The following is a 23,591-nucleotide window of genomic DNA, read 5'->3' on the forward strand; positions in this document are numbered from 1 at the left end:
GACCATAGCGAGCTGGTCCCACCCCTTCCCATCCCGAACAGGACCGTGAAACAGCTCCACGCCGATGATAGTGCGGATTGCCCGTGTGAAAGTAGGTAATCGTCAGGCTCCTTATGCTGTACGTCCAGAACCCCGGTGTCTCCGCAAGAGAACCGGGGTTCTGGCGTTTACGCGCTAAAACGACGGAACAGGCGTAAGCAGAAACACGCCAAGCATTACCCTTCGTCAACGCTCCTCTCCTTATCGTGCATGTTTCGCGCACACTGCTGCGTCGCAAACTATCATGAGCTTCGCAACGCCGATTCCACACGCTTGAACTCAACATTCAAAAGAGGTGCGTCATGGCCGAACTGCTGCTCGGAAACGTCGAAGAAGCCATACCCGACGAGGAAATCAACACCTTCTTGCAGAAGTACGGTTTCCCACCGTACGACGAAATTCAGCGCATAGAAGGCGCGGGACGTCCCGCCGCTCTGCTGCGATATCACCAACTCACCGACGATTTCCTGCGCACGCTACAGCCGCGCATCCACAACATTTTCTGGCACAACCGCACGATCAGCGCGCAGGTTGTGCCCGTACGCGAAGAAGATTAAGCGCGATGCGCGTCCAGCGGCGCCCGGCCTCAAACCGGGCGCCGTTTGCGTTAACCAACCAGTGACGTGTTGTACGTCGTCCCGCCGATCACCACATTGCTCAGCGCGATGGCATTTACGTTATTCACGTAAATCGGCCCGGGATTTGTCGCCGAAGCCGTGCCGCTGCAAACCGGTGTGCCCAGATTGCAGTTTGAGATCGTTACTGCGCTGATCGGCAGCACGGTTGGCGCGGGTGCGGGGCCGTTGTAGTCGGCGGAAACCGGTCCTTGCGCGACAATCGCCTGAAAGCACGACGCGGTAGCGCTGCCCGAGGTGACATTGCTGGCCGTCACGTTCGAAATATTGATGTTCTTTACCACCGGCGGACTGATGCGCACGGCGTCGCCGGCCGGGCTGTAGTCGCAATCGAACGTGATCAGACCACCTTGCGACGCCGCCGGATTCGAACCCGAAGAACTCGTCGTGCCCACCGCAACCGAAGCCGTAATCGGACTGCCCGCAATCATATTGCTCGAACCATAACCCTTGCCGACGAGCGTCACCCCGTTCGGCAACGTGACCCCATCGATCCATACGTTCTGCACCGCACCGCCGCGATTCATATTGGTCTTGATGCGAATGGCGATATTCAGCGGATTCGTCGCCCAGTTTTCATTGAGCATGTTGAGATTGCGCGCATAAATATTCTGGACTCCTGCACTCATCTCGCTGCCGAGCGTGAGGCCGCCATGGCCGCTGTTCATGGTGCAATTCTGGATCACGTGATTCTGCGCCGGACCATATTCGGTGTCGTTCGCTTTACCCGATTTGATCGCGATGCAGTCATCGCCCGTGTTGAACTTCACGCCGTCTGCGAGCACGTAATTGCAGGCGTCCGGATCGAAACCATCGTTGTTCGGTCCGATGCTGTCCGCGAAAACACCCTGAATGACGACGTTTTTGCAGTCCGTCGGGTGGTGCTGCCAGAACGGCGTGTTTTGCGTGTGATAGTTCTGCATCAACACGTTGGTGCAACCGATGAATTCCACCATGCAAGGCCGCAGGTAGTGGCCGTTGCCGAAGATGCGCTGATCGACCGCCACACCCAGTTCCGCCAATGCAGGCAGATAGTTCTGATCCTGCGCCCATGACGTGCCGGCATCGAGCAGCGGCAACAGCGTGGCCGATTCAGGGTTCGTGATCGCCGAACTGGAAAGCGACGTAAGCGCCGCGTTATTCGGATTCACATAGGCCTGCGATGGCGTGGACGAACTCGCGCAACCATACGCGCCATTCGTTCCCTTGAACGTCCACCAGCAGAACGACGGCGTCGTGCCATTGGCCTGCGCTGGCGTCATCGACTGGCCGTTGAGGATCGAGGTGTCGCCTTCGCCAGTCAGACCGATGTTCTGTTGCTGATAAGCGTAAACAGGCGAGCCGAAATTCAGGCAATCGTTGGCCTGCCAGCGCGTCCAGTAAAGATTGCCGTTGGCCGTGGCGTGTGGGCCGCTCGTCGCATAGTCAGCGGGATTCGGGCTGAAGTAGATCGTGCAGTTCGCGCTCAGATGCAAGTTGACATTGCTAAGCAGTACGATGGGTCCGCCGCAGTACCAGTTGCCGGCTGGCACGACCACGCGACCGCCGCCTGCCGCATTGGCGGCGACGATCGCATTGTTGAATGCGGTGCGCGAATCGAAGGTCGTACCGGTCAGCGACGACGACACCATCTGGTCCGCGCCAGGGCTGGTGGGCGACGCGCTTTGTCCGAGCCACGGAATCGCCGGGCTCCAGGCTGTCGCGGCAACGACCTGGGAGGTAAGCGGCGTCGCGCCATAGGAAGTGACCGCGAAATCCACCGAAGCAAACATCGAAGGCGTGATGTGCTGCAAGGCGTCGATGATCTGCTGGGCCGCGCCCGTGGAGCCCCAGATCGGGTCGACAGGAACCGGCGTTGTGCCTCCCGAAGCGCTAGCTGGCGTATCGACGTTCCCGCCGCAGCCGGGCAGGCCGCCCAGCAAGGTCGCCCCTGCAGTTGCGCCTGCCAATGCCATGAAACTGCGGCGTCCCGGTGAGGCGGGTGTACTGGCTGGCCGGATCGAATTGAAGCGCGTGTCCTTCTTTTGCGTTGTCATGATTGACGCCTTCTGTTTGTCTCGTTGATGGATTTGTTGTTCTTGGCCGTCTGCACGGCGGCCGAAGCAAGCGGCCGGTTTTGGACAAGGATTGTTGTTAGACAAGATATTGCTTGTCAAGCGACATGCGCCAGGTAGTGACCCTGATATGACAACTTGAGAGGCAAAAGACACGCGCAAATGAGAGAAGATCCGTCAGACAAACAGAAGCCTTGAAGCAAAAGATCAAAAAATGCGTATTTTTTACGGATTAATTGAGTGGTCTCAAACTCATGCGGTAAATCGTGGATTCAGAAAATGAATTAAGCGTTACGCATATCCTTAATTAAGAAAAATACGAAGCGTTCATGTTGCTAAAACATCTTTTGGGGTAGTATTCGAGCCTGCTGTAAATAGCCGATTGCGGGGACTTAATGCGTCTCATGGCAGATCGCGCTAATGACGGCAATACGCGCGCAGCAAGGCGGGGCGTGAGCGCGCAAGAAATTGCAAGAAAAGATCAATATCAAATTCCAGGGCGTTCGATCCCATGAAGTTAACGCGCAAAAAGATCGCGATAACCGTTGCGGTTTTAATCGTTGCGCTGGTCGCCATTCAGGCGATTTGGCGACCATTCGGCGGCAAAGGGGCATTCCGCTCTCACGAAGCCGCATTCGATATTCGATATCCCGACGCCATCATCGACAGCGCTGCGCTTTCGCGTTTGCCGCGCGACATGATTCGCGTGCCTTTACTGCACGCCCTACTTACGCGAGATTTCGTCGACTATTACGAATCCAATGCCGCGCGACTGTCGGCGGAAGGCGCGGTGCGCCGTCTTGCCTTCGAGCATGATCTCGACTGGCGCGACGAGCTGATCAAGCGTGTCTTCGACGAACCCTCTCGCGTGCTGCTCTGGCGTTCGCCCGATGGCCGCCTGGGCTATTGGGTCATGACGATGCGCCGCAACGGTCTTGCGAAGCTGATGCAGGCCGTTGGCAATGTTGCGGCGGCGGACACGCAATTGAGCCAGGCGGCCACGCTGTCAGGCGGCGTACCCGTTTATGCGCTCAAACTTGCGGTGGGTCACACGCTGTTGTTCGCCGCGAAGGACGATCGCCTTGTCGTGATGTCGGAGCCCGGCATCCTGCTCGATGCAGACGGCAAGACCATCGGCGATCGCGCCTCGGCGCTCGGCAAAATGCTCGATGACGGTGGCGCGGACGCCCTCCATACTTACCGCCTCAACGACGCTCCCGAAGTCAACGGCCATCGGCTGATCGTCTCGGTCAACTATCTGTCGTTCGGCTATCAAGCCTTCTTCGCTGGCGTGAACGCGTTGCGCTTCGACTTCGCCGCGTCTGGCAAGAATGCCGATCAGACGGACGCCAGCGGCGCATGGAGCACGGCGGCCCTGATCGATCCGGCTCATCTGCCGCAGCACTGGAATAGCACCGATCTCTGGCGCGCGCTTCCCGCCAACGCCGCCGCCTGCGCGAGCTTGCCGGTGGACTGGAACGACGCCGCCGATTTATTCGACAAGCTCGGCGACGGCGAACAGGCTGCCTCGAAGATCGTGCGCGAAAGTTTCGCGGGCCCGGCAGGCGTGTGCTGGTACGCGAAATCGACGCTGGTCGCGCCGGTCTTCGTTGCGCGTCTCAAACCGCAAGCCGTGCAGGACGCCACGCAACTCGCCGCGATCAAGAGCGCGCTGGCAGGCGTGTTCGGCGACGCCATCGGCGCTTACGAGGCGAAGGCGGGCAACGAAGCCGGTTATCGCCGTCTGCCCGTGAAAACGAGCGAGCCATCTGCCGGCGTCACCGTCTGGACGCGTCCGGTCAGCGCGCGCTCGGGCACGGCGCAAAGCGCCGGTTCGTCCTACGCGGCGCAGTTGTCCGCGCCGCGCTACTTCCCGGTCACGCTTGCGCTCGCGCACGGTTACGTGGTGTTCTCGCCCGATGCGCGCCTCGTGGACGACACGCTCGCCGTGCTCGACAAGCGCTATCCGGCCATTGCCGATACGCTCGCGCCGCAGCGCCTCTCGACGACGGTGGTGTCGATCACGCCGGGCACGTCGGCGGCGCTCGTCGAGCGCGAAGCCGGGCGTTCGTTGCCCGCCGATCAGGAAGCCGTGTTCCGCAATGCCGCGCGTACGCATCTGCTGCCGAAGCTGCACGCCGTCGCCAGCTATGCGCCGTTCGCGCTGAGCCTGCCGGATTCGCTGCCCTCGTCGCTGGGCTGGGTGCCGGTCGAATGGCACTTCGAGTCGCGCGCGAGCGCTTCGCCGCGCGGTGATGCGGCGGCGGGGCGGCCGCTCGGCGCGGGTCCGAAAGACACGCAAGACACCGACGCTGCTGCCGCCGCAGGCTCGAACGATCAAGCGGATCAAGCGGATCAAGCCGACCAACCCGGCACGAGCGGCAACTGATCATGCGCCGCCGGTTTTTCTTAAGCAGCGCGGCTGCGCTCGGCATGGTGTTCGCGCGACCCGCGAGCGCACTGATGCCGACCCAGGCCGCGCCCGATCCCGATGCGCTCACGCCCGAGCAATCGGCGATCTTTCGCGCGTGGTTCGTGCGCATCGTCGATCAGCAGATCCGGCGTGGGCCCACGCCGCGCTGGACCCAGCGCGACTGCGCGGGCCTCGTGCGCTTCGCGGCCATGGAAGCGCTGCGCGAGCACGACGCGCGCTGGCTCAAGGCCAACGGCATGAACAGCGCCGCCGACGCGAGCCGCCTGCCGCCCGAACTGCAACTGAGCGAACCGCAGCGCACGCTGGCCAACCGCTGGACCCGCATCGACGGCAGCGTAGGCGCTTATGCGTCGGCCATCACGCTGATCCAGCGCAATAGCCGCTTCGTTTCTCGCGACGTCAATCAGGCGCTGCCGGGCGACCTGTTGTTCTTCGATCAAGGCGACGACCAGCATCTGATGATCTGGCTCGATCGCTACATCGCTTATCACACGGGCACCGTCACGCCGACCGATAGCGGTCTGCGCGCCGTCGCCGTTTCCGATCTGATGCAATGGAAAGATTCCCGCTGGCAGCCGTTCGACGGCAATCCGAACTTCGTCGGTGTGTTTCGTTTCGCGTTTCTGACGCCATGAGTGCCGCCATGCAACGTCTCTTCGCCGCCGTGCTTGCTTTCGTGATGTTCTTCCTGCTGGGAGCGGGCCTCGCGCCCGCCTGGGCCGACGACGACCCCGCGCAGCAGAACATCGACGCCAATCCCACGCTGGGCGCGCCCAACCCGAGCAACTATCAGGAAGTGCAGGGCCAGCCGTTCTTCCTGCTTTCCGATGCGAGCTACGGCAGCAACCAGCTTGCGCAGGTGCGCCTGGAAGCGCCGGGCCGCGAATACCAGTCGGAACTCGAAGGCTATGGCGGCGCGGATATCGTCGTCTACAAGGTGCCGAATCCGCTCGCGTTCCTGAAGGCGCAAAAGAACCTGCATCGGCTGAACATCAAGCCGAACTATCAGGGCGAAGGCCTCGCGAACACGCTCGCGTATCTGTGGGATCGCTGGTTGAGCGACGCGCGCCGTGCCTGGCAGCGCGTGCTGTCGTTCGCGACGCGCAGCAAGGTCACGGAAGCGAAGCCCGAATTCAAGCTCGGCGATCAGGTGAGCGCGCCCACGCACTTCGAACCCGAGTCGCATTTCGCGCCGCTGCGCGGCTACGACCTCGTGACGCGCTTCCGCTATCCGATCTGGAATGCGAAGACGATCCAGCCGCCCAAGGGCGTGAATCTGGAAGGCAGCAGCAGCAACTTCATCGAAGCGTCGACGGGCAACGTGATGATTCCGGTCGGCAAGCTGCCGCCGGGCCTCTATCTCGTCGAGGCGATGATCGGAAACTATCGCGCGCACACGCTGCTGTTCGTTTCCGATACGGTCGCCGTGGTCAAGGCGGCGTCGAGCGGTCTGCTGGTGTGGACCGCGCGCCGCGACAACGGCCAGCCGGTGCCCAACACCGAAGTCAACTGGACCGATGGCGTAGGCGTGCTGCAAAGCGGCTCGACTGGCGCGGACGGCGCGCTCGTGCTCGATCACGTCTCGCCGGAGCGCAGCTATGTGATTGGCAGCGATCCGCAGGGCGGCGTGTTCGTATCGGAAAACTTCTATTACGACAGCGAGATCTACAACACCAAGATTTATTCGGTCACGGATCGGCCGCTCTATCGTCCCGGCGATACGGTGCATGTGAAGTTCATCGGCCGCACTTTCCAGAGCGCGAACCAGTCGAGCGCGCCGGCCGCCGCGCAACTCAAGCTCGACGTGGTCGATCCGAACGGCGCGCCGATTGCGACGCGCAACGTGGATTTCGCATCGGAAACGGGCGGCGAAACCACTTTCACGTTGCCGACCACGGCGCAGGGCGGCGGCTACACGCTGCGCTTCGACTACAACGGCGACACCTATGGCGGCGCGTTCCGCGTGGCCGAATACGTGAAGCCGCACTTCGACGTCAATCTGACGATGGACAAGTCCGACTACGCGACCGGCGACACGCCCAAGGGCAAGATCGCGCTGCGCTATCCGGACGGCAAGCCGGTGAAGAACGGCAAGGTGTCGGTGACGTTGCGCGCGCAGAAAGTGGCGATCGTCGATGGCGAGCTGAACTACTCGGGCTTGTTCCCAGTGAAGCTCGAACAGCAGGAACTCGAAACCGATAGCGACGGCAACGCTACGCTCACGCTGCCCGCCGCGAAGGAGCCGAGCCGCTACGCGCTCACGCTGTTCGCGCAGGACGGCGCGGCGTATCGCGTGCGCGTGACGCGCGAAGTGCTGATCGCGCGCGGCGCGACGCCGTATCGCCTGAGCACGGCGAAGTCGTTCTCGCAGCCGCATGAGAAGGTGACGTTCACGCTTGCGGCGCTCGCCAATAACAACAGCGCGCCGACCGCGCACAAGCCCGCGAAGTGGGAATGGACGCGCCTCGAATCGCAGACCAAAACCGAAGGCACGCTGCCCGCAGCGGGCGCGGATGGACGCGTGAATTTCCCGCTGCAATTCGACGAACCCGGTTCGTACATGCTCTCGGTAAAGGACGATGCGGGCAATCTGCTCGCGGCGGCCAGCCACTGGGTGGCGGGCGACGGCCTCAAGGCGATCCCTGGCAGCGTCGAGATCGTGTTCGACCGCGACCACTATCAGATTGGCGATACGGCCGAGGCGCTCATCACCTTCCCGTACGCCGTGGACGATGCGCTGCTCACGCTTGAGCGTGACAGCGTGGAAGCGCGTGCGCTGCTCACGAAGGGCGCGGACTGGCTGAGCCTCACACGTGTCGCGCCGACGCAATGGAAGGCGCGCATCAAGGTCGATGCGCAATTCGCGCCGAACATGACGTTCTCGGTGCTCTACGTGCATAACGGCGAGTACGTGTTCCAGAACGCGGGCATCGTGGTCGCCAAGCCGTCGATCGACCTGAGCGTGAAGAGCGACAAGGCCGTGTACCAACCCGGCGAGACGGTCACGCTCGACCTCGGCAGCGCGCTGGCCGGCAAGCCCTTGCCCGCGCATCTGACCGTGAGCGTGGTCGACGAAATGGTCTACGTGCTGCAGCCGGAGATCGCGCCGAATATCTCGGACTTCTTCTATCACCCGCGCCGCAACAACGTGCGCACCACCTCCAGCCTGTCGTTCATCACCTACGACCTCGCGTTGTCGGCGATGCGCGGCGCGCCGGGCGGCCCGCAGCGCGGCCAGTACAACGAGCGCGGTGTGAAGGTGCTGGAGCGTCCGCGTCGCGATGACATCGACACGGCCGCATGGCAGGCCGATCTGCAAACCGATGCGAGCGGCCACGCCCGCATGAGCTTCCGCATGCCCGACTCGCTGGCGCGCTGGCGCGTTACCGTGCGCGCGATTTCGGCGGACGGCACGGTCGGCCAGCGCACGTCGTATGTGCGGTCGGACAAGCCGCTCTATCTGAAGTGGAGCGGCCCGGCGAGCTTCCGCAGCGGCGACCAGCCGGTGATCGACATGATTGCCTTCAATCAGGGCAACGCCGATGTCGACGCGCAATGGACCGTCAACGGTGCGGGCCTGTCGGTCGATCGCAAGGTCACGCTCAAGCCGGGCGCGAACTATCTGGCCTTGCCGCGCGTGGCGCTGACGCCGGGTGTCGTCGATGCCGGGCTGCGCGTAAACGGCAAGGACATGGATCGCCTGCAAACTACGGTGAGCCTGGGCGCGCCGGGCTGGCTCGATCTGCGCGAAGTGCCGGTCACGCTCGACACGAATCCCAAGCCGCTTGCGCTCGCGCCCGATGCGCAGGACGTGCGTGTGCGGCTGGTGGCGAACGGCACCAGCCAGTTCGCGCGCGTCGCCGACGATCTGATCGAGTATCCGTACGGTTGCGCTGAGCAAACGTCGAGCCGCCTGATTCCGCTCGCGCTCGCTCACGACGTGCTGGACGGCGCGGGCTCGCAGAGCACCACGCAGGGTATCGAGGCGCGTCTGCGCAACCAGCGCCAGCGTCTCGCGCTGCTCGCGGGCATCAACGGCGCATTCGGCTGGTGGGGCGACACCACGGGCGGTAGCGCGTTCATCACGGCTTACGCGTATTACGCGGACTGGCTAGCGAGCCGCAGCCTCGGCATTACGCTGCCGGACAGCAACTGGCAGCACGCGCTCGACGTCTATCGCGACGAAGGCGCGAAAGAGCCGCTGCTGCATCGCGCGCTGGCGCTGTGGCTGCTCCAGCAGATGGGGCTGCCGGTCGCGACGCCGGTGTCGGGCGTAGCGGGGCAACTCGCGCAGCAGACATCGACGATGTTCGATCAGGACGTGAAGGCCTCGCGCGATAACTACGGCGTCGAAGATAGCCTGGTGTTCGCCGCGCCCGATTCGCCGCGCGGTCTGCAAGTGGCGGCGATCTTGACGGCCTGGACAGCGCACGCTACCAACGCAAGCTTGCCCGAAGGCTTCGAAGCGCTCGCTGCGCGCGCCCGTGCCTCGCTGATGACGAATCCCACGCCGCTGATCCAGGCCCTGCTGGCGATGGCGGGCGACGCGGGCACGCCGGTCGATGCAAACGCCGTGCTGTCGCAAAGCAGCGCGTCGTATCCGACTGTCGATCGCGCGCTGACGCTGCTGTGGCTGCGCAAAGCGATGGCCGGTTCGCGCAACGGCGACGTAGCCCAACCGCTGCCGACGCTGCAAGGCGCAGGCTGGACGCGCACCACCACGCCCACCGGCGCGAGCCTCTGGAAGTGGACGGGCACGCAACTGCCGACTTCGCTCGACGTGGGCGCGACGCGTCCGGACGTTGCCGCGCTGGTGTCGTATCGCAGCCGCGCAGTCCAGGCGAGCCGCTTGCCGGTGAAGATCGAGCGCGCGTTCTATCGACTCGATCCCATCGCGCCGAAAACCGATGCCGACAAAGCCGAAGGCCACTTCACCTTCGAAGCGCATCGCGTCAAAGCGGGCGATGCAATCGACAGCAACGCGCTCTATGTCGACGAAGTCACGCTCACGCCGCAGGACAAATCGGCGCTGCATTACGGGCTGCTCGATGTGCCGCTGCCGCCGGGCGGCTCGGTCGAGGCCACGAGCTGGGGTGTCAGCATCGACGGCCTGCCGGACGCTGCCAAGGGCGCAAGCGGGCCACAGCCGTTCGCGCGCGCGGCCAGCTACGAAATGGGCGATCTGAGTTATCACCAGCCCGTGCCGCTGCTCGACCGTCCGGTGGCGCTGCGCCAGCTCGTGCGCTTCGCGTTGCCGGGCACCTTCACGATGCCGCCGGCGCGCTACTTCCGCATGTATCAGCCGGAGCAGAAGGCGTACGAAGGCGGTCGCAGCGACCACATGGTCACGCTGAGCATCGAGTGAGGTCGAAGTGAGAGCGCGCATCTTCCGGAAAGCGGGCGTGCAGGCCGTGGCGTGGCTGCTTGCGCTGGTGTGCGCAAGCGCGGCCGCGAGCGCGTCTGCCGCGCCGTCGACGTTGCGCTTTGCGTGGCTGCGCGACGGCAACGCGCGCCTGTGGACGTTCGACGCCAACGAAGCGCTCACGCCCGGCGCACCTGGTCCCGGCGAAGCGTTGCCGGCGACGCTCGACACGCAGCTCGGCAGTGTGTGGAAGCTGTTCGTCTACGCCTATCTCGTCGACCGGCAGATTTCCGCGCCCGACTATCAATGCGAAGGCGGCGACCGCGAAGAGGTGTACTGCTGCATGACGGGCGGTCACATCGACCGTGAGCGCGCGCTGGTGCAATCATGCGGACTCTTTTTCGAGCCGCATCGGCTGCAACTGGATCCGGCGGGCTGGCGGCAATACTGGCGTGCGCGCAAAGCGCCGGGCTGGCTGCAGGATCTCTACGCGCTGAAGCCTGACAAGCGCGTGCGCGTGGACGACCTGCTCGCAGCCTTGCTGGCGATTCCGGCGCGCGCCCGCGACGAGACCGGCAATACGCTGGTTTCGGTCGTCACGAGCGGGCGCGGCGAGGGCACGGTGTCGCTCTACGGCAGCCTGCTGCGCGCCAAGACCTGGACCATGCCCGATCCCTCGAACGCAGGCGGCTACGAAGGCGGCGCGGCGGGCTGGCTTGCCGATGGCACGCCGGTCTGGATGGGCGGGCGCGGCGGCAGCGTGCGCGTGCTGGCGGCGGCTGCGCCGCGCATCGCGCCGCTCGTGGCGCAAAGCGCGGTGGCGGATGATCGCGCGTGCGTGAGCGTCGAATTCTTTTCCCGATATCCGATACGAAACGTCTTCGATACACGCGCGGGCGGGCGTCCGGCGCAGCCGGGTCTGCTCGACGGCGCGTTCAGCGTGGCGTTCGAAAACGGCAATTCGCTGCCGATCGACAGTCATGGCGACATGCGCCTCGATCGCGACGACGATGGCCGTCTGCACATCGTCGGACGCTTCGGCATGAACGATTACATCGCGCGTGTGGTCGAGCGTGAAGGCGACACGGCGCAGCCGCAAGCAGCGCGTGCGCTGGCCGTGGCGGCGCGCAGCTATCTGGTGCAGAACGCGGGGCGCGAGCGCGGCTGCTACGAAATCGACGACAGCAGCCGCGCGCAGCGCGTCTTGCCGCGGCCGCCGCGCGCCGCGTCGCGTAACGCCGCCGATTTCACCGACGGCCTCGTGCTCGCCGGCGTGCCCGTGCAGTTCCATCACGACAAGGCCGCCGCGGGGCAGATGAGCTGGCTCGATGCCAAGGCCGCAGCGCAGCGCGGACTCGCCTTCGACGCCATCCTCGCGCGCACCTGGCCGCAGGCTACGCTCACCTCGTTTGCCAGCCCGCTCGCGGGCGACTGCGAGCCGGTTGTGGGTGCGCGCGAGTGGCTGGGACGCGAGGCGCCGCTTTGGGCGCGCCGTCTCGCGAGCGAGCCAGGTTATGAGGAACCCGAACTACCGGCGGTGTGCGAAGTGACTTCGGGCCGCCCTTATGCGGACGCCGGGCGCAACCGCGTCTATATCCGCCGCCTGCGCTCCGATGACGACCGCATCGCGCTGACGCACGAATATCTGCATCTGGCATTCGCGCATCATCCGCGCGGCCTGGACGAGACGTTCATCGAGCAGACCGCGCGCAAGCTGATTCTCACAGGAAGTTGAATGACGATGAAACCGTTCGCGCACGTCTGCGTTCTTGCCGCCTCGCTGACCTGTCTCTGTGCGATGACGCTCGCCAGCGGCAGCGCCGTGGCAGCCGGCGATGCCTCGCCCGATTCCGGCGGCGGCACGCTCGCGCGCATGACCGGCGCGTTCAACGGCTGGCGGCATAGCGGCCTCACCAACGAAGGCGAGCAATACGTCGCGGCTTACCCGCGCCCGCCCGTCGATCGAGGCGCACAACGATTCCGCACGCTGATCGAAGGGCAGTTGAAGCATGTCGATGTGCATGCGCGCAAGCCGCCCACGCTCGTCATCAATGGCAACGCCACGCCGCTTTACACCGACGAACAAGGCTGGTTCGCGCGTCCGTGGGCATTCGGCGCGGGCTCGAACAGTGTCGAGATCATTTCGCCCGACGGCACGAAGCATCAGCGCATGCAGTTTTACGAGGCGGATCGCACCAAGCCGCAGGCTAAATTGCGCGCGATCGTGACGTGGGACGATCCGCATGCGCAGGTCGATCTGCACGTCATCACGCCGGATGGGCTGCACGCGTATTTCGACAATCCGATCCTCGAAGACGGCAGCGGTTTTGACGTCGATTCCGTCGATGGTGCGGGTCCGGGGATTTTTTCATCGGCGGCGCCTGAACACGGAACCTGGCTATTCTTCCTGAATTACTGGGGCAATTTCGATTCGACCGGCTATAACTTCGACGCGCACGCCCACGACCGCGACGTCATCACCGCCACGCTCACGCTGGTGTTCAACGAGAACACGCCGAATGAGCGCCGCGAGACGCGCGTGGTGCCGCTGCGCAAGATCGGCGATCTCTTGCTCGTGAAAAGCGAGCGGCTTTAAGACGCGCAACGGCAAACAGACTCACTAACAAGCGTACGAACATGAATGCGATCCGGCTTACCCATCGTCCCGCGCACCGCTTTCTGGCCGCCGCCGCGCTGGCTTTCTGCGCGTGCGCTGCGCAGGCCGACACCATCGACTTCACCGCGCCGCTGAACGGCTGGCGCAATTCGGCGGGCGACGAAGCGCGCTATACGCAGGATGTCCACTATCCCGCCGTGGCGGTGAGCACGCCCGAAGGGCAAAGCTTGAATGCGCTGATCGCCGGGCAGATCAAATCGGCGCCGAAGGCGAAGGCGGGGACGTCGGTGGGCACGCTGGTGGTGAACGGCACGCCGATGCCGCAGCGTATCGAAGAAGACGGCACATTTTCACGGCCTTTCGCGTTCGGCTCGGGCAGTAACGGCGTGGAACTGCGCACCAGGGACGGCACGCGAAAACGCGTGCAGTTCTACGAAGCCTACGCGAACAAGACGCACCCGCGCTTGCGTATCGTGCTCGCCTGGGACACCGATGGCACCGATCTCGACCTGCATGTGGTCTCGCCCGATGGCGTGCACACGTGGTACGGGGATCGCGTTGCGCCCAACGGCGGCGCGCTCGATGTGGACGTGACGACGGGCTACGGCCCGGAGATCTATTCGAGCGCCGCGCCGCTGCACGGCACTTATCTGGTCTACGTGAACTACTACGGCCAGGGCAATAGCGGCGCGGACATGACGGTGGCACAGGTCACCATCATCACCGACGAAGGCACGCCCAACGAAAAGAGCGAGACGATCCGCGCGCCGATGCGCAAGGCGGGAGAATTGACGCTCGTGAAACGCTTCACGATTCCTTGATCGTTCGTGATGCGTTTACGCACGGGGTTTAATCCGGCATCCTGAATAAATCGTTGAGCTGGTTGCCGGGGGCTGCGTTGAGGAAGCCATCGAAACGGCCTTCGCGCAGCGTTTCCACGGCGCTGATGAAACCACCCCATGCGGCGCGGGCCAGTGCGCCGCCCACGCTGATGCGCCGCACGCCCAGCGCCGCGAGTTCCTGCACCGTGAACGCCGACACCGATCCCACCAGCACGTTCACCGGCTTCGGCGCGACCGCCGCGACGACCGCGGCGATCTGCTCGCGCGTATTCAGGCCCGGTGCGTAGAGACAATCCGCGCCCGCATCTGCATACGCTTTCAGACGCGCAATCGCATCGTCGAGATCGGGCATGCCGACGATGAAGTTTTCCGCGCGGCCGATCAGCAGCGTGTCGCCGCCGCGTGCATCGATCGCGCTGCGCGCCGCCTTGATCCGTTCGACTGACACATGCACCGGACGCAGCGGCGCGTCGGCGTCGCCGGTCGAGTCCTCGATGGAGAGGCCCGCGATGCCGGTATCGACGGCGAGTCCCACGCTCTCGGCCACGGCCGCTGCATCGTCGCCGAAGCCGCTTTCGAAGTCGGCATTGACGGGCAGATCGGTGGCCGCGACGATCTCGCGCAGATGCGCGAGCACCGCATCGCGCGAGACGTGGTTGTCCGCCAGTCCGTGCGACCACGCGAAGCCCGAACTGGTAGTGGCGAGCGCCTTGAAGCCCGCGCTTGCGAGGTAGCGGGCGCTGCCTGCGTCCCACGGATTCGGCAATACGAAGCAGCCCGAAGCATGCAGGGCGCGGAACGCGGCGCGTTTTTCCGCGACGCTGCGTGGCGAAGAGGGCATGGCGTGTCTCCTGAAAGTGTTCTGCGGATGGGTGTGCGAATGTTCGAGAAGCATGAAGCGCGCCGAGCATTGTGCGCCTGTGCGCGCCGCCGCGCTCTGGCCGTGCGCGTGCGGTGACAGCGGCGTTTTCAGGCCGCCGCGCCGCTGCCGCTAGAATAGGCGCTCTTCACACCTCGACTCGTTTGTCCCGATGGCCAAAACCCCCGCACCGAAAATCACGCCGCCGCGCATGTCCGATGTCGCCAGCCTCGCAGGCGTATCGAAGATGACGGTCTCGCGCGTGCTGGCGGGCCGCAGCGCCTCGGAAGCGACGCGCGCACGCGTGCAGCGCGCCATCGACGAACTGGGTTATGTCGCGGATGCGGCGGCGGGCGCGCTGTCGTCGGGGCGCTCGTCGTTCGTTGCGGTGCTGGTGCCGTCGATGTCGAGTTCGAACTTCTCGGACACCGTGGCCGGTCTCACCGCCGTGCTGGAGGCGCAAGGGCTCGAACTGCTGATCGGCGATACCGATTATTCGCTCGACCGCGAGGAGCGCCTCGTGCGCCAGATGCTGCGCCATCAGCCGCGCTGCATCGCGCTCACCGGTTCGCAACATACCGAGGCCACGCGCACGCTGCTCGCGCGCTCCGGCGTGCCGGTGGTCGAAATGTGGGACCAGCCCGCGCATCCCATCGATATGTCGGTGGGCTTTTCGAACGTCAGCGCCGCGCGCGAAATGGTGCGTTATCTGGCCGGCAAAGGGCATAAGCGCATCGGCTTCATCGGCGGGGCGAGCGAGCTGGACTGGCGCGGCCTCGACCGACTCAAGGGCTACCAGATGGAGATCAAGGCGCTCGGTCTGGGCGAGCCGCGCGTGGTGCGCCTGGGCGATTCGCCGGGCACCATGAGCCACGGCGCGCCGGCCATGACCGAAATGCTCGAACGCTGGCCGGACACCGATGCCGTGATGTGCGTGAGCGACATGTCGGCGTTTGGCGCGATCATGGCGTGTCAGCGGCGCGGCATGACGGTGCCGGGCGATATCGCCGTGGCGGGCTTCGGCAACTTCGAGATCGCGGCCTGCTGCCATCCGACCATCACGACGGTTTCCGTCGATGCGTACGGGATCGGGCGTCGCGCGGGCGACGCGCTGCTGGCGGCGCTTGCCGACGAGGAAGACGAGCGCGCGACCCACCCACGCCGCACTGTGAAGACGCGCATTCAGTACAGCGTGGTCGAGCGCGAAAGCGCCTGAGATTGCGCCTTTCTTTCTCCACTTTTCGATTGCCTTTCCGATGCGGGGGTTGCCCTGGCTGCGCCAGGTTTTTGCATCGTGCTAGTCTTAATGTGTTATCGGTAACATAAACCGGTCGCACAGGAGACATGCAACATGGCACACACGCCTGCCCGCCGTCTGCGCAGCCAGGAATGGTTCGACGATCCGTCGCACGCGGACATGACCGCGCTCTACGTCGAGCGCTTCATGAACTACGGCCTCACGCGCGAGGAACTGCAGTCCGGGCGGCCGATTATCGGCATCGCGCAGACGGGCAGCGATCTTGCGCCCTGCAACCGCCATCACATCGCGCTCGCCGAGCGCGTAAAAGCGGGCATACGCGACGCAGGCGGCATTCCGATGGAGTTTCCCGTGCATCCGCTCGCGGAGCAGAGCCGCCGCCCGACGGCCGCGCTCGACCGCAATCTCGCCTATCTGGGCCTCGTGGAAATCCTGCACGGCTTTCCGCTCGACGGCGTGGTGCTGACCACCGGCTGCGACAAGACCACGCCCGCCTGCCTGATGGCGGCGGCCACCGTCGATCTGCCCGCCATCGTGCTGTCGGGCGGCCCGATGCTCGATGGCTGGTACGAGGGCAAGCGCGTGGGTTCGGGCACGGTGATCTGGCACGCGCGCAATCTGCTGGCGGCGGGCGAAATCGACTACGAAGGCTTTATGGCGCTGACCACCGCGTCTTCGCCGTCGATCGGGCACTGCAACACCATGGGCACGGCATTGTCGATGAACTGCCTCGCTGAGGCGCTGGGGATGTCGCTGCCGGGCTGTGCGAGCATTCCCGCCGCGTATCGCGAGCGTGGCCAGATGGCCTACGTCACGGGCAAGCGCAGCGTCGATCTCGTACGCGACGACGTGCGCCCGTCGCGCATCATGACGCGCGAGGCGTTCAAAAATGCCATCGTGGTGGCCTCGGCGCTGGGTGCGTCGACCAATTGCCCGCCGCACTTGATCGCCATTGCGCGCCATATGGGGGTGGACCTCACACTCGAAGACTGGCAGCACTACGGCGAGTCGGTGCCGCTGCTCGCGAACACGATGCCGGCCGGCGAATATCTGGGCGAGAGTTTCCATCGCGCGGGCGGCGTGCCGGCCGTGCTGCGCGAGCTCGACCGCGCGGGTCTCGTGCGACGCGAATGCGCGACCGTTTCAGGCCGCACGATTGGCGAGATTGCGGACGCCGCGCCCATTGCCGACCGCGACGTGATCCGCACCTGCGATGCGCCGCTGATGTATGGCGCGGGCTTCATCGTGCTCTCGGGCAACTTCTTTGACAGCGCGATCATGAAGATGTCGGTGGTGGGCGAGGCGTTTCGCAAGACCTATTTGAGCGAGCCCGGCGCGGAAAACGTGTTCGAGGCCCGCGCCATTGTGTTCGACGGGCCCGAGGATTACCGCGCGCGCATCAACGACCCGGCGCTCAATATCGACGAACGCTGCATGCTGGTGATTCGCGGCTGCGGCACGGTCGGCTATCCGGGCAGCGCCGAGGTGGTGAACATGGCGCCGCCGGCGGAAATGATCAAGCGCGGTGTGGATTCACTGCCGTGCATGGGCGACGGGCGGCAGAGCGGGACGTCGGCGAGTCCTTCGATTCTCAACATGTCGCCGGAAGCCGCCGTGGGCGGTGGATTGGCGCTGCTGCGCACGGGCGATCGCATCAAGGTCGATCTCAATGCGCGACGCGTCGAACTGCTGATCGATGCTGCGGAACTGGAAAGCCGCCGCGCGCACGCCGAGTTTGCCGCACCGCCTTCGCAGACGCCGTGGCAGGAGCTTTACCGGAAAACCGTGGGCCAGCTTTCGACCGGCGGCTGTCTGGAGCCGGCGACGCTCTATCTGCGGGTGATCGAGGAGCGGGGAGAGCCGCGGCACTCGCATTAGCGGCGACTCAAAGCGTTTTACCGATGCGGTGAGCCATCTCCACGACCGCGATGGCAATGCGCTTTTCGCGGCGTGCGTCGATGCGTTCGAGCGGCAGGCTGGTGCTGACCGCCACACGCTTGCCCAAGGCCGTTACGCCCACAAACGCCGCGAAGCACGTGAGGCCCGCGGTGACTTCCTCGCGTTCGTGAGCGAGGCCGGAGCGACGGATCGCGGCAAGCGCTTCGAGTAAATCCGGACGCCGCGTAATGGTGTGGCTCGTCACCGCGGCAAGCTGCTTCGGCAGCACTTTCGATACTTCGTCATCCGAAAGACTGGCGAGCAGCGCCTTGCCCAGCGCGCAACAATGCGCGGGCAGACGCGAACCGAGATCGGAAATCAGCCGCACGGGCCGCGCGGGATCCTCGCGCGCGATATAGACCACTTCCGCGCCGTCGAGTACCGCAAGCTGCACGACCTCGTTGTGCGCGGCGATGAAGCTTGCCGCTTCGTGCCGGAAGGCCTCGTGCAAGCGATCATGACGTACATAGGCGCTGCCCAGTTCGAACAACGTTACGCCGACGATATAGCCGTCCGCGCGTTTTTCGATCCAGCGCCGACGCTCCAGCGAATCGAGCATCAGATACAGCGTGCTGCGCGACAGGCCGGTTTGCTCCGCGATGATGGCGGCGCGCACGGGCGCCTGCGCGTGCGCGAGCAGATCGAGAATGTCGTGAATGCGCTTGAGCGCGGGCACTTCGTAGGCGGTGGACATGATCGGTCGGTCGAATCAGCTTCCAACAGGCTGGAAATACTAGCACCAGGTTGGACAGCATGCCGACCGGTCATGCACGACGCGGTGCCCGAAACGGCGCTTAGCGGTTGCCGTCGAGCAGGTCGTTGAGCAGTTCGTCGAACGCCGCCTGGGCGTCTTCGAGTTCCTGCAAGGCGGCGTCGAAAGTCTGCAGCGCGAACTGCGAGGGGCGCCCTTCGCCTTCGGGCGGGAATTGCGTCTGCAGGGACGTGAATGCCGACTTGACGCGCTGCGTTGCGGTCAGCACGCGGTCCATGGCGGCTGCTTCTTCGGCTCGTGCCTGTTCTGGTGTCATCGAAAGCTCCGGTTTGAAATGTAGTAGGGGCGGCGCCGCGTGGCCTGGTTCAAGGCAGCGGCAATCCACCCTCGGATTTGACTTCGCGCAGCGACAGTGCCGACTCCACCGACGTCACGCCTGGCAGGCTGCGCAACTCGTCGCGCATGAAGGTGCCGTAGTCGTCGAGATCGCGCGCGACGATCATCAAAATATAGTCGGCCGTGCCGGCAACGTTATGGCACGAAAGAATTCGCTCGATCGCGCAGACTTCGCGTTCGAAGCGATCCGCGAGTGCGCGGTCGTGCACGGCGAAGCGCACCGATACATAAGCGACCACGCCGTAGCCGAGTGCGCGGCGCGAGAGCATCGCGCGGTAACGCTCGATATAGCCGTCCTGCTCCAGCCGCTTGAGGCGGCGTGCGCAGGGCGTTTCGCTCAATCCGACCGTTTCCGCGAGCCGCGCATTGGGCATCCGGCCATCGGCCTGCAAGGCGCCGAGAATGGCGCGATCGAGTTTGTCGAGGTCGCTCATATTCTGCTGAGTGCTTTTCCTGTTCGGACGCCGATATTTTAGGTGATTCCGCTATGTATGATGGATGGGGTCACAAAATACGCCAGAAATCGCTCCAGCTTTAGCGGCAACATAGAGCCTCTTCCAGCCGAGGCCATCATGATTTCCGCCCACCTGATGTTGATGTTCATCGCCGCCCTGATTGTCGTTTGCGCACTGCCTGGGGCGGATATGGCGCTGGTGATGCAAACCAGCATGAGCCGTGGCGCGCGGCGTGGCTTTGCGGCGGCCTGCGGGCTTGGGCTGGCGCGCGCAACGCATGTCACCTTGTCTGCGTGCGGACTTGCGGCGCTGCTGCATAACGCGCCCTGGCTCTATGAAGTCGTGCGCTACGCGGGCGCGCTCTACCTCACGTATGTTGCCGTGCAGATTTTTCGTGCGCCGGTGTTTGCATTGCCCGAGGAGGCCGCAGTTGCCCAGCAGCGCCCGCTGCGCGCTGACTTCTTCAAGGGCTTGCTGACGAATCTGCTGAACCCGAAGGCGCTGTTGTTCTGCTCGGTGCTGCTGCCGCAGTTCATTCGCCCTGAGCAGGGTTCGGTCTGGCTGCAAGTGATCGAGCTGGGTATCGTGCTCGTGATCGTCTGCGCGCTGTTCGACGTCATCTACGTGCTGGGTGCGGCGCGCATCGCGGTCTGGCTGCGCCGCAGTCCGATTGCGCAAACGGTGCAGAAGTGGGCGTTCTCTTCCGCGCTGATCGGTTTCGCGGTGCGCCTGTCGCTCGACTGAGCGATTCGTCTCGCACCGCGTTCTCTCTGATGGCGGACCCGGGCGCGAAGCCTCAGGTCCGCTGCATCCCTACGCGGCCAGGTGCTTAGCGGCCGCCCAGATAGTCGAGCTTGCCGAGTTCCACGCCGTTATGGCGCAGGATGTCGTAAGCCGTCGTCACGTGGAAGTAGAAGTTGGGCAGCACGAAAGCCAGCAGGTAGCTTTGGCCCGTGAATTCGATCGGACCCGAGCGCATCTTCAGCGTGATGCTCTTGTCTTCCGTACCGTCGATCTGCTCGGGCTTGAACGTGTTCAGATAGTCGATCGTCTTCTGGATACGCGTGTGCAGGTCGTCGAAACTCACTTCCACGTCGTCGAACTTCGGCGCATCCACCCCTGCGAGCCGCGCAGCGCAACCCTTGGCCGTATCCGTGGCGATATGAATCTGGCGCGCGAGCGGCAGCATGTCGGGGAAAAGCCGTGCGCCGGTGAACACCGCAGGGTCGATCTGCTTCTCGGCCGCATGTGCCTGCGCCTTGCCAATGATGGTCTGCAGGTTGGCGAGACCGCGCACGAGCACGGGCACCGAGGCTTGATACATGGTGATGGACATGGGGATTCCTCGTTTCCTTTAATGGGCGCGCTGGCTCCGGTGCGGAGCTGAGCGGGCGAGCCATTATGCGCCAACGGTTTTACCGCCGCCATTGGCCGAACGGCCGATCTTGCGCGCGTCGATGTGGGTCTGCTTTAATCGGCTGAACCTCCTGCTGGCTGGCAAGCGTGAAAACCGTGTTAAAGAAACGTAGTCACCACGTATTTATTGTGGATGCCGAAATAAAATTTCTGTGCTGATCCACATGTTTAGCAGCCAGGTCATTCTGTGCATTGCTATCGGGGGCGGTCGCACGCTTCGTATGCAATCTCTGGCGCTGCGGTTCGCATCGGCGTGATGGAGCAGCGCGCACCGCGCAGCGGCCTGGCGCAGTTTCACCACAGCAAAATTCGAATGTGTTTTAATTAGCCAGCATTGACCATCCATTCAGCATCGTACGGCAGCGTACGGTGCACTTACCATGAACGCAAAATTGGCAGAAAACTGTCCGACCGTGCGTAGCATGGCAAAAGGTGCGGCACGCCAAAAGGCGCCGCACGCGCTGGGTGCAGCGCTGCACGGTGTGCTGCTGGCGCTCGCTGTCGGCGGGGCGGTGTGCAGCGCGCCTGTCTGGGCGCAGGATCCGCGACTGCTTGACGCACGCGTGACGCAGGAGTCGGTGGCCGAGACGATCTGCCGGCCGGGTTACGCCGATACCGTGGCGCCATCATTCGACGCGGCGATGGCGCAGAAAGACCGCCTGCTTTCGGCGCGCGGTATCGATGCCGAAGACGGCATCACCTATGCGCTCGACCGTCACGTGCCGATCGTGCTCGGTGGCTCGCCGGATGCGCAGGCGAATTTCGATCTGCTGCCCTGGGGCGGTCATGCGGGAGAGCGTCGCAAGTCGCTGCTCACCGTGCGGCTCAAGCGCTGCGTCTGTGCGGGCCGCATTTCGCTTGCCCAGGCTCAGGCGACGATCGCGGGCAACTGGTCGCGTCAATACGACCAGCTCACGCGCATGCAATGCGGCAGCGATATCGGCGACACCACATCTGCGAGTCGCGATGAAGGTCCTTGAAACGGGCGAATGAAGCCGGCCCTTTTTCCACCGTTCCAATCGTTTTGCCGGCTCCTGCGCATCATGGGCACGCGCGTTGCGGAAATTTGCGCGGCTCCGGGTAATCCACCGAAACTCGACAATATGACGCAGTGCGCGTGCAGCAAAATCGGTCTACTCTGACGTATATCAATAAGAAGGAGTGAGCGAAATGCTAGCGTCCGGTCTCTCGATATTCGTCCTGATTTCCGTGTCTTTGCTCGGCCAGTCGTGCCTGATGCGCGCAAAGGCGCGTGCGAGCCTGCAACCCGTGCGCGTTCGGTCAGACCGTGCGCGCCACTACCGGTAGACCGATATGCACCTGACTGTCTGGAATGTCCCCGAAACCTGCAGCGAGCAGGAAGTGCACGATTTTTTCAAGCGCGAACTCGGACACTACGCCAAGGGAGTCAAGGTGTATGACGCAGGCACGCCCAACGCGCACGCCGATCTCGAACTCGATTCGGAAGTGCCCTATGTGGGCGAAGCCGTCGCCCGCGAATTGCAGAGCCGGCGGCTTGCCGGCGTGGCGCTGCGCGTGAGCGCGCCGCCCTTCGATAGCGAAGAGCCTGAAGTGCGCCGTCCCGCCTGAGTTGTTTATACCGATGTCGCCTTCGCGTGCGGCATCGGAGTATCGGGCGTGTACGGCAGCGCCCGCTTATGCCGGGTCGCCTCGTAATAGCGCAGGATCGTTGCGCAGGCGTGATCGCTTACCGGCTTACCCTCCAGAAAATCGTCGATTTCCTCGTAGCTGACACCATAAGCGTCCTCATCGGGCCGTTGCGGGCGCAGCGTTTCGAGGTCGGCGGTCGGCGTTTTTTCCACCAGACGCTGCGGCACGCCCAGATGACGCGCCAGCGCGCGCACGCGCCGCTTCGTCAATCCCGCCAACGGCAGCACATCCGCGCCGCCATCGCCGAACTTCGTAAAGAAACCCATCAACGATTCAGCCGCGTGGTCGGTGCCGATCACGAGGCCGGCCCGTGCGCCCGCCACGGCGTATTGCGCAATCATCCGCTCGCGCGCCTTGATGTTGCCGAGCACGAAGTCCTGCTGTGCCGCGTCTTCGAACCTCAAACCGCCCGCCGTGAGCGAGGCGAGCATTGCGTCGGCGGCCGGGGCAATATCGGCGCTCAATATTTCGTCCGGCTGGATGAAGCCGAGGGCCGCCGCGGCGTCTTCCTCGTCGCGTTGGGTGCGGTAGGGCAGGCGCATGGCGATGAAGCGCGCATCGCGGCCTTGCTCGCGCAGTGCTTCGACGGCCAGTTGCGCGAGACGCCCTGCCGTCGTCGAATCCACGCCGCCACTGATGCCGAGCACGAGGGCGCGCAGACCGCTCGCGCGCAGGCTGTCGGCGAGAAAGGCGACGCGCCGGTCGATTTCGTCGGTCGGGTAAAACGATGTGGCGACGCCCAGTTCGGCGGCGATGGCTTGCTGGCTGTCGGACTTCGATGCGGATGCTTCACTCATGAATGGGCTCGCTCGATGGGGCTTGTCGGGTCACGCTGCGGCTAATCGGCGGCTTGAATACGATGTCTGGTCTAATGTCGGATGATCCGGGCGCGCGAATTGCAGT

General features: G+C 64.2%; 19 protein-coding genes and 1 rRNA gene. 13 read left to right on the forward strand and 7 right to left on the reverse strand.

All coding sequences use genetic code 11. The annotated features are described in order from the left end of the window. Both rrf and F3J17_RS34900 read left to right on the forward strand, forming a co-directional pair. Positions 1 to 108: ribosomal RNA gene (gene rrf / locus F3J17_RS34895) — 5S ribosomal RNA — on the forward strand; the annotation flags it as partial. 233 nt (positions 109 to 341) lie between these two features. Next, positions 342 to 596, forward strand: a complete 255-nt coding sequence (locus F3J17_RS34900; protein WP_167070227.1) for an RNA-binding protein — start codon at positions 342 to 344, stop codon at positions 594 to 596. Positions 597 to 646: 50 nt separating this feature from the next. Here F3J17_RS34900 and F3J17_RS34905 read toward each other — a convergent pair whose 3' ends face one another. Beyond that, on the reverse strand, positions 647 to 2,710 hold the full coding sequence (locus tag F3J17_RS34905; protein WP_167070229.1) for a glycoside hydrolase family 28 protein: 2,064 nt from the start codon (positions 2,708 to 2,710) through the stop codon (positions 647 to 649). 529 nt (positions 2,711 to 3,239) lie between these two features. Between F3J17_RS34905 and F3J17_RS34910 the strand changes: the two genes are divergently transcribed. The 6 genes from F3J17_RS34910 (at position 3,240) to F3J17_RS34935 (ending at position 13,962) form a co-directional block, all read left to right on the forward strand. Then, on the forward strand, positions 3,240 to 5,117 hold the full coding sequence (locus tag F3J17_RS34910; protein WP_167070231.1) for a DUF2138 family protein: 1,878 nt from the start codon (positions 3,240 to 3,242) through the stop codon (positions 5,115 to 5,117). Positions 5,118 to 5,119: 2 nt separating this feature from the next. Further along, on the forward strand, positions 5,120 to 5,797 hold the full coding sequence (locus tag F3J17_RS34915; protein WP_167070233.1) for a DUF1175 family protein: 678 nt from the start codon (positions 5,120 to 5,122) through the stop codon (positions 5,795 to 5,797). 44 nt (positions 5,798 to 5,841) lie between these two features. Beyond that, a complete protein-coding gene (locus F3J17_RS34920) occupies positions 5,842 to 10,527 on the forward strand; it encodes an alpha-2-macroglobulin (RefSeq protein WP_240161268.1) in 4,686 nt (1,561 codons plus the stop codon). Between the two features lie 67 nt (positions 10,528 to 10,594). Further along, positions 10,595 to 12,259, forward strand: a complete 1,665-nt coding sequence (locus F3J17_RS34925) for a DUF2300 domain-containing protein (RefSeq protein WP_345891288.1) — start codon at positions 10,595 to 10,597, stop codon at positions 12,257 to 12,259. A gap of 63 nt (positions 12,260 to 12,322) precedes the next feature. Beyond that, a complete protein-coding gene (locus F3J17_RS34930; protein ID WP_167070276.1) occupies positions 12,323 to 13,120 on the forward strand; it encodes a DUF2135 domain-containing protein in 798 nt (265 codons plus the stop codon). Between the two features lie 41 nt (positions 13,121 to 13,161). Then, positions 13,162 to 13,962, forward strand: a complete 801-nt coding sequence (locus F3J17_RS34935) for a DUF2135 domain-containing protein (protein WP_167070238.1) — start codon at positions 13,162 to 13,164, stop codon at positions 13,960 to 13,962. A 28-nt stretch (positions 13,963 to 13,990) separates the two neighbouring features. Here the strand turns inward: F3J17_RS34935 and F3J17_RS34940 are convergent, their stop codons facing one another. Then, a complete protein-coding gene (locus F3J17_RS34940) occupies positions 13,991 to 14,824 on the reverse strand; it encodes an isocitrate lyase/phosphoenolpyruvate mutase family protein (RefSeq protein WP_167070240.1) in 834 nt (277 codons plus the stop codon). Between the two features lie 229 nt (positions 14,825 to 15,053). Here F3J17_RS34940 and F3J17_RS34945 point away from each other — a divergent pair, with 229 nt between their 5' ends. After that, positions 15,054 to 16,058: a LacI family DNA-binding transcriptional regulator gene (locus F3J17_RS34945; RefSeq protein ID WP_167070278.1), complete on the forward strand. Its 1,005-nt coding sequence runs from the start codon at positions 15,054 to 15,056 to the stop codon at positions 16,056 to 16,058. 135 nt (positions 16,059 to 16,193) lie between these two features. Beyond that, positions 16,194 to 17,978, forward strand: a complete 1,785-nt coding sequence (locus F3J17_RS34950; RefSeq protein ID WP_167070242.1) for an IlvD/Edd family dehydratase — start codon at positions 16,194 to 16,196, stop codon at positions 17,976 to 17,978. A gap of 7 nt (positions 17,979 to 17,985) precedes the next feature. On the opposite strand, the gene F3J17_RS34955 is transcribed toward F3J17_RS34950, so the two are convergent. From F3J17_RS34955 to F3J17_RS34965, 3 genes are all read right to left on the reverse strand, one after another. Then, positions 17,986 to 18,732, reverse strand: a complete 747-nt coding sequence (locus F3J17_RS34955; RefSeq protein ID WP_167070244.1) for an IclR family transcriptional regulator — start codon at positions 18,730 to 18,732, stop codon at positions 17,986 to 17,988. Between the two features lie 100 nt (positions 18,733 to 18,832). Then, positions 18,833 to 19,066, reverse strand: coding sequence for a hypothetical protein (locus tag F3J17_RS34960; protein ID WP_167070246.1), 234 nt, complete (start codon positions 19,064 to 19,066; stop codon positions 18,833 to 18,835). 49 nt (positions 19,067 to 19,115) lie between these two features. Beyond that, a complete protein-coding gene (locus tag F3J17_RS34965) occupies positions 19,116 to 19,580 on the reverse strand; it encodes an Lrp/AsnC family transcriptional regulator (protein ID WP_103707823.1) in 465 nt (154 codons plus the stop codon). Positions 19,581 to 19,718: 138 nt separating this feature from the next. Between F3J17_RS34965 and F3J17_RS34970 the strand changes: the two genes are divergently transcribed. Further along, a complete protein-coding gene (locus F3J17_RS34970; protein WP_167070248.1) occupies positions 19,719 to 20,345 on the forward strand; it encodes a LysE family translocator in 627 nt (208 codons plus the stop codon). 85 nt (positions 20,346 to 20,430) lie between these two features. Here the strand turns inward: F3J17_RS34970 and F3J17_RS34975 are convergent, their stop codons facing one another. After that, positions 20,431 to 20,937 carry a DUF1993 domain-containing protein gene (locus F3J17_RS34975; RefSeq protein WP_167070250.1) on the reverse strand — a complete coding sequence of 169 codons (507 nt, stop codon included), beginning with the start codon at positions 20,935 to 20,937 and terminating at the stop codon, positions 20,431 to 20,433. Between the two features lie 502 nt (positions 20,938 to 21,439). On the opposite strand from F3J17_RS34975, the gene F3J17_RS34980 reads away from it, so the two are divergent. Further along, a complete protein-coding gene (locus F3J17_RS34980; RefSeq protein WP_205195103.1) occupies positions 21,440 to 21,997 on the forward strand; it encodes a hypothetical protein in 558 nt (185 codons plus the stop codon). A 334-nt stretch (positions 21,998 to 22,331) separates the two neighbouring features. Then, a complete protein-coding gene (locus F3J17_RS34985) occupies positions 22,332 to 22,607 on the forward strand; it encodes an RNA-binding protein (protein WP_167070252.1) in 276 nt (91 codons plus the stop codon). A 5-nt stretch (positions 22,608 to 22,612) separates the two neighbouring features. On the opposite strand, the gene nadE is transcribed toward F3J17_RS34985, so the two are convergent. After that, the gene (nadE, locus tag F3J17_RS34990; protein ID WP_167070254.1) at positions 22,613 to 23,485 is read right to left on the reverse strand and encodes an ammonia-dependent NAD(+) synthetase; all 873 of its coding nucleotides are present in this window, start codon (positions 23,483 to 23,485) and stop codon (positions 22,613 to 22,615) included. Between the last annotated feature and the right edge of the window lie 106 nt (positions 23,486 to 23,591).

This window comes from Burkholderia sp. Ax-1719, assembly GCF_011753055.1.
Lineage (GTDB): Bacteria > Pseudomonadota > Gammaproteobacteria > Burkholderiales > Burkholderiaceae > Paraburkholderia.

Excerpts from the sequence above, each read along its gene's own strand:
- F3J17_RS34900 (WP_167070227.1), top strand. The coding sequence starts at position 342 with ATGGCCGAACTGCTGCTCGGAAACGTCGAAGAAGCCATACCCGACGAG.
- F3J17_RS34905 (WP_167070229.1), bottom strand. The coding sequence starts at position 2,710 with ATGACAACGCAAAAGAAGGACACGCGCTTCAATTCGATCCGGCCAGCC.
- F3J17_RS34910 (WP_167070231.1), top strand. The coding sequence starts at position 3,240 with ATGAAGTTAACGCGCAAAAAGATCGCGATAACCGTTGCGGTTTTAATC.
- F3J17_RS34915 (WP_167070233.1), top strand. The coding sequence starts at position 5,120 with ATGCGCCGCCGGTTTTTCTTAAGCAGCGCGGCTGCGCTCGGCATGGTG.
- F3J17_RS34920 (WP_240161268.1), top strand. The coding sequence starts at position 5,842 with ATGTTCTTCCTGCTGGGAGCGGGCCTCGCGCCCGCCTGGGCCGACGAC.
- F3J17_RS34930 (WP_167070276.1), top strand. The coding sequence starts at position 12,323 with ATGACGCTCGCCAGCGGCAGCGCCGTGGCAGCCGGCGATGCCTCGCCC.
- F3J17_RS34935 (WP_167070238.1), top strand. The coding sequence starts at position 13,162 with ATGAATGCGATCCGGCTTACCCATCGTCCCGCGCACCGCTTTCTGGCC.
- F3J17_RS34940 (WP_167070240.1), bottom strand. The coding sequence starts at position 14,824 with ATGCCCTCTTCGCCACGCAGCGTCGCGGAAAAACGCGCCGCGTTCCGC.
- F3J17_RS34945 (WP_167070278.1), top strand. The coding sequence starts at position 15,054 with ATGTCCGATGTCGCCAGCCTCGCAGGCGTATCGAAGATGACGGTCTCG.
- F3J17_RS34950 (WP_167070242.1), top strand. The coding sequence starts at position 16,194 with ATGGCACACACGCCTGCCCGCCGTCTGCGCAGCCAGGAATGGTTCGAC.
- F3J17_RS34955 (WP_167070244.1), bottom strand. The coding sequence starts at position 18,732 with ATGTCCACCGCCTACGAAGTGCCCGCGCTCAAGCGCATTCACGACATT.
- F3J17_RS34960 (WP_167070246.1), bottom strand. The coding sequence starts at position 19,066 with ATGACACCAGAACAGGCACGAGCCGAAGAAGCAGCCGCCATGGACCGC.
- F3J17_RS34965 (WP_103707823.1), bottom strand. The coding sequence starts at position 19,580 with ATGAGCGACCTCGACAAACTCGATCGCGCCATTCTCGGCGCCTTGCAG.
- F3J17_RS34970 (WP_167070248.1), top strand. The coding sequence starts at position 19,719 with ATGATTTCCGCCCACCTGATGTTGATGTTCATCGCCGCCCTGATTGTC.
- F3J17_RS34975 (WP_167070250.1), bottom strand. The coding sequence starts at position 20,937 with ATGTCCATCACCATGTATCAAGCCTCGGTGCCCGTGCTCGTGCGCGGT.
- F3J17_RS34980 (WP_205195103.1), top strand. The coding sequence starts at position 21,440 with ATGGCAAAAGGTGCGGCACGCCAAAAGGCGCCGCACGCGCTGGGTGCA.
- F3J17_RS34985 (WP_167070252.1), top strand. The coding sequence starts at position 22,332 with ATGCACCTGACTGTCTGGAATGTCCCCGAAACCTGCAGCGAGCAGGAA.
- nadE (WP_167070254.1), bottom strand. The coding sequence starts at position 23,485 with ATGAGTGAAGCATCCGCATCGAAGTCCGACAGCCAGCAAGCCATCGCC.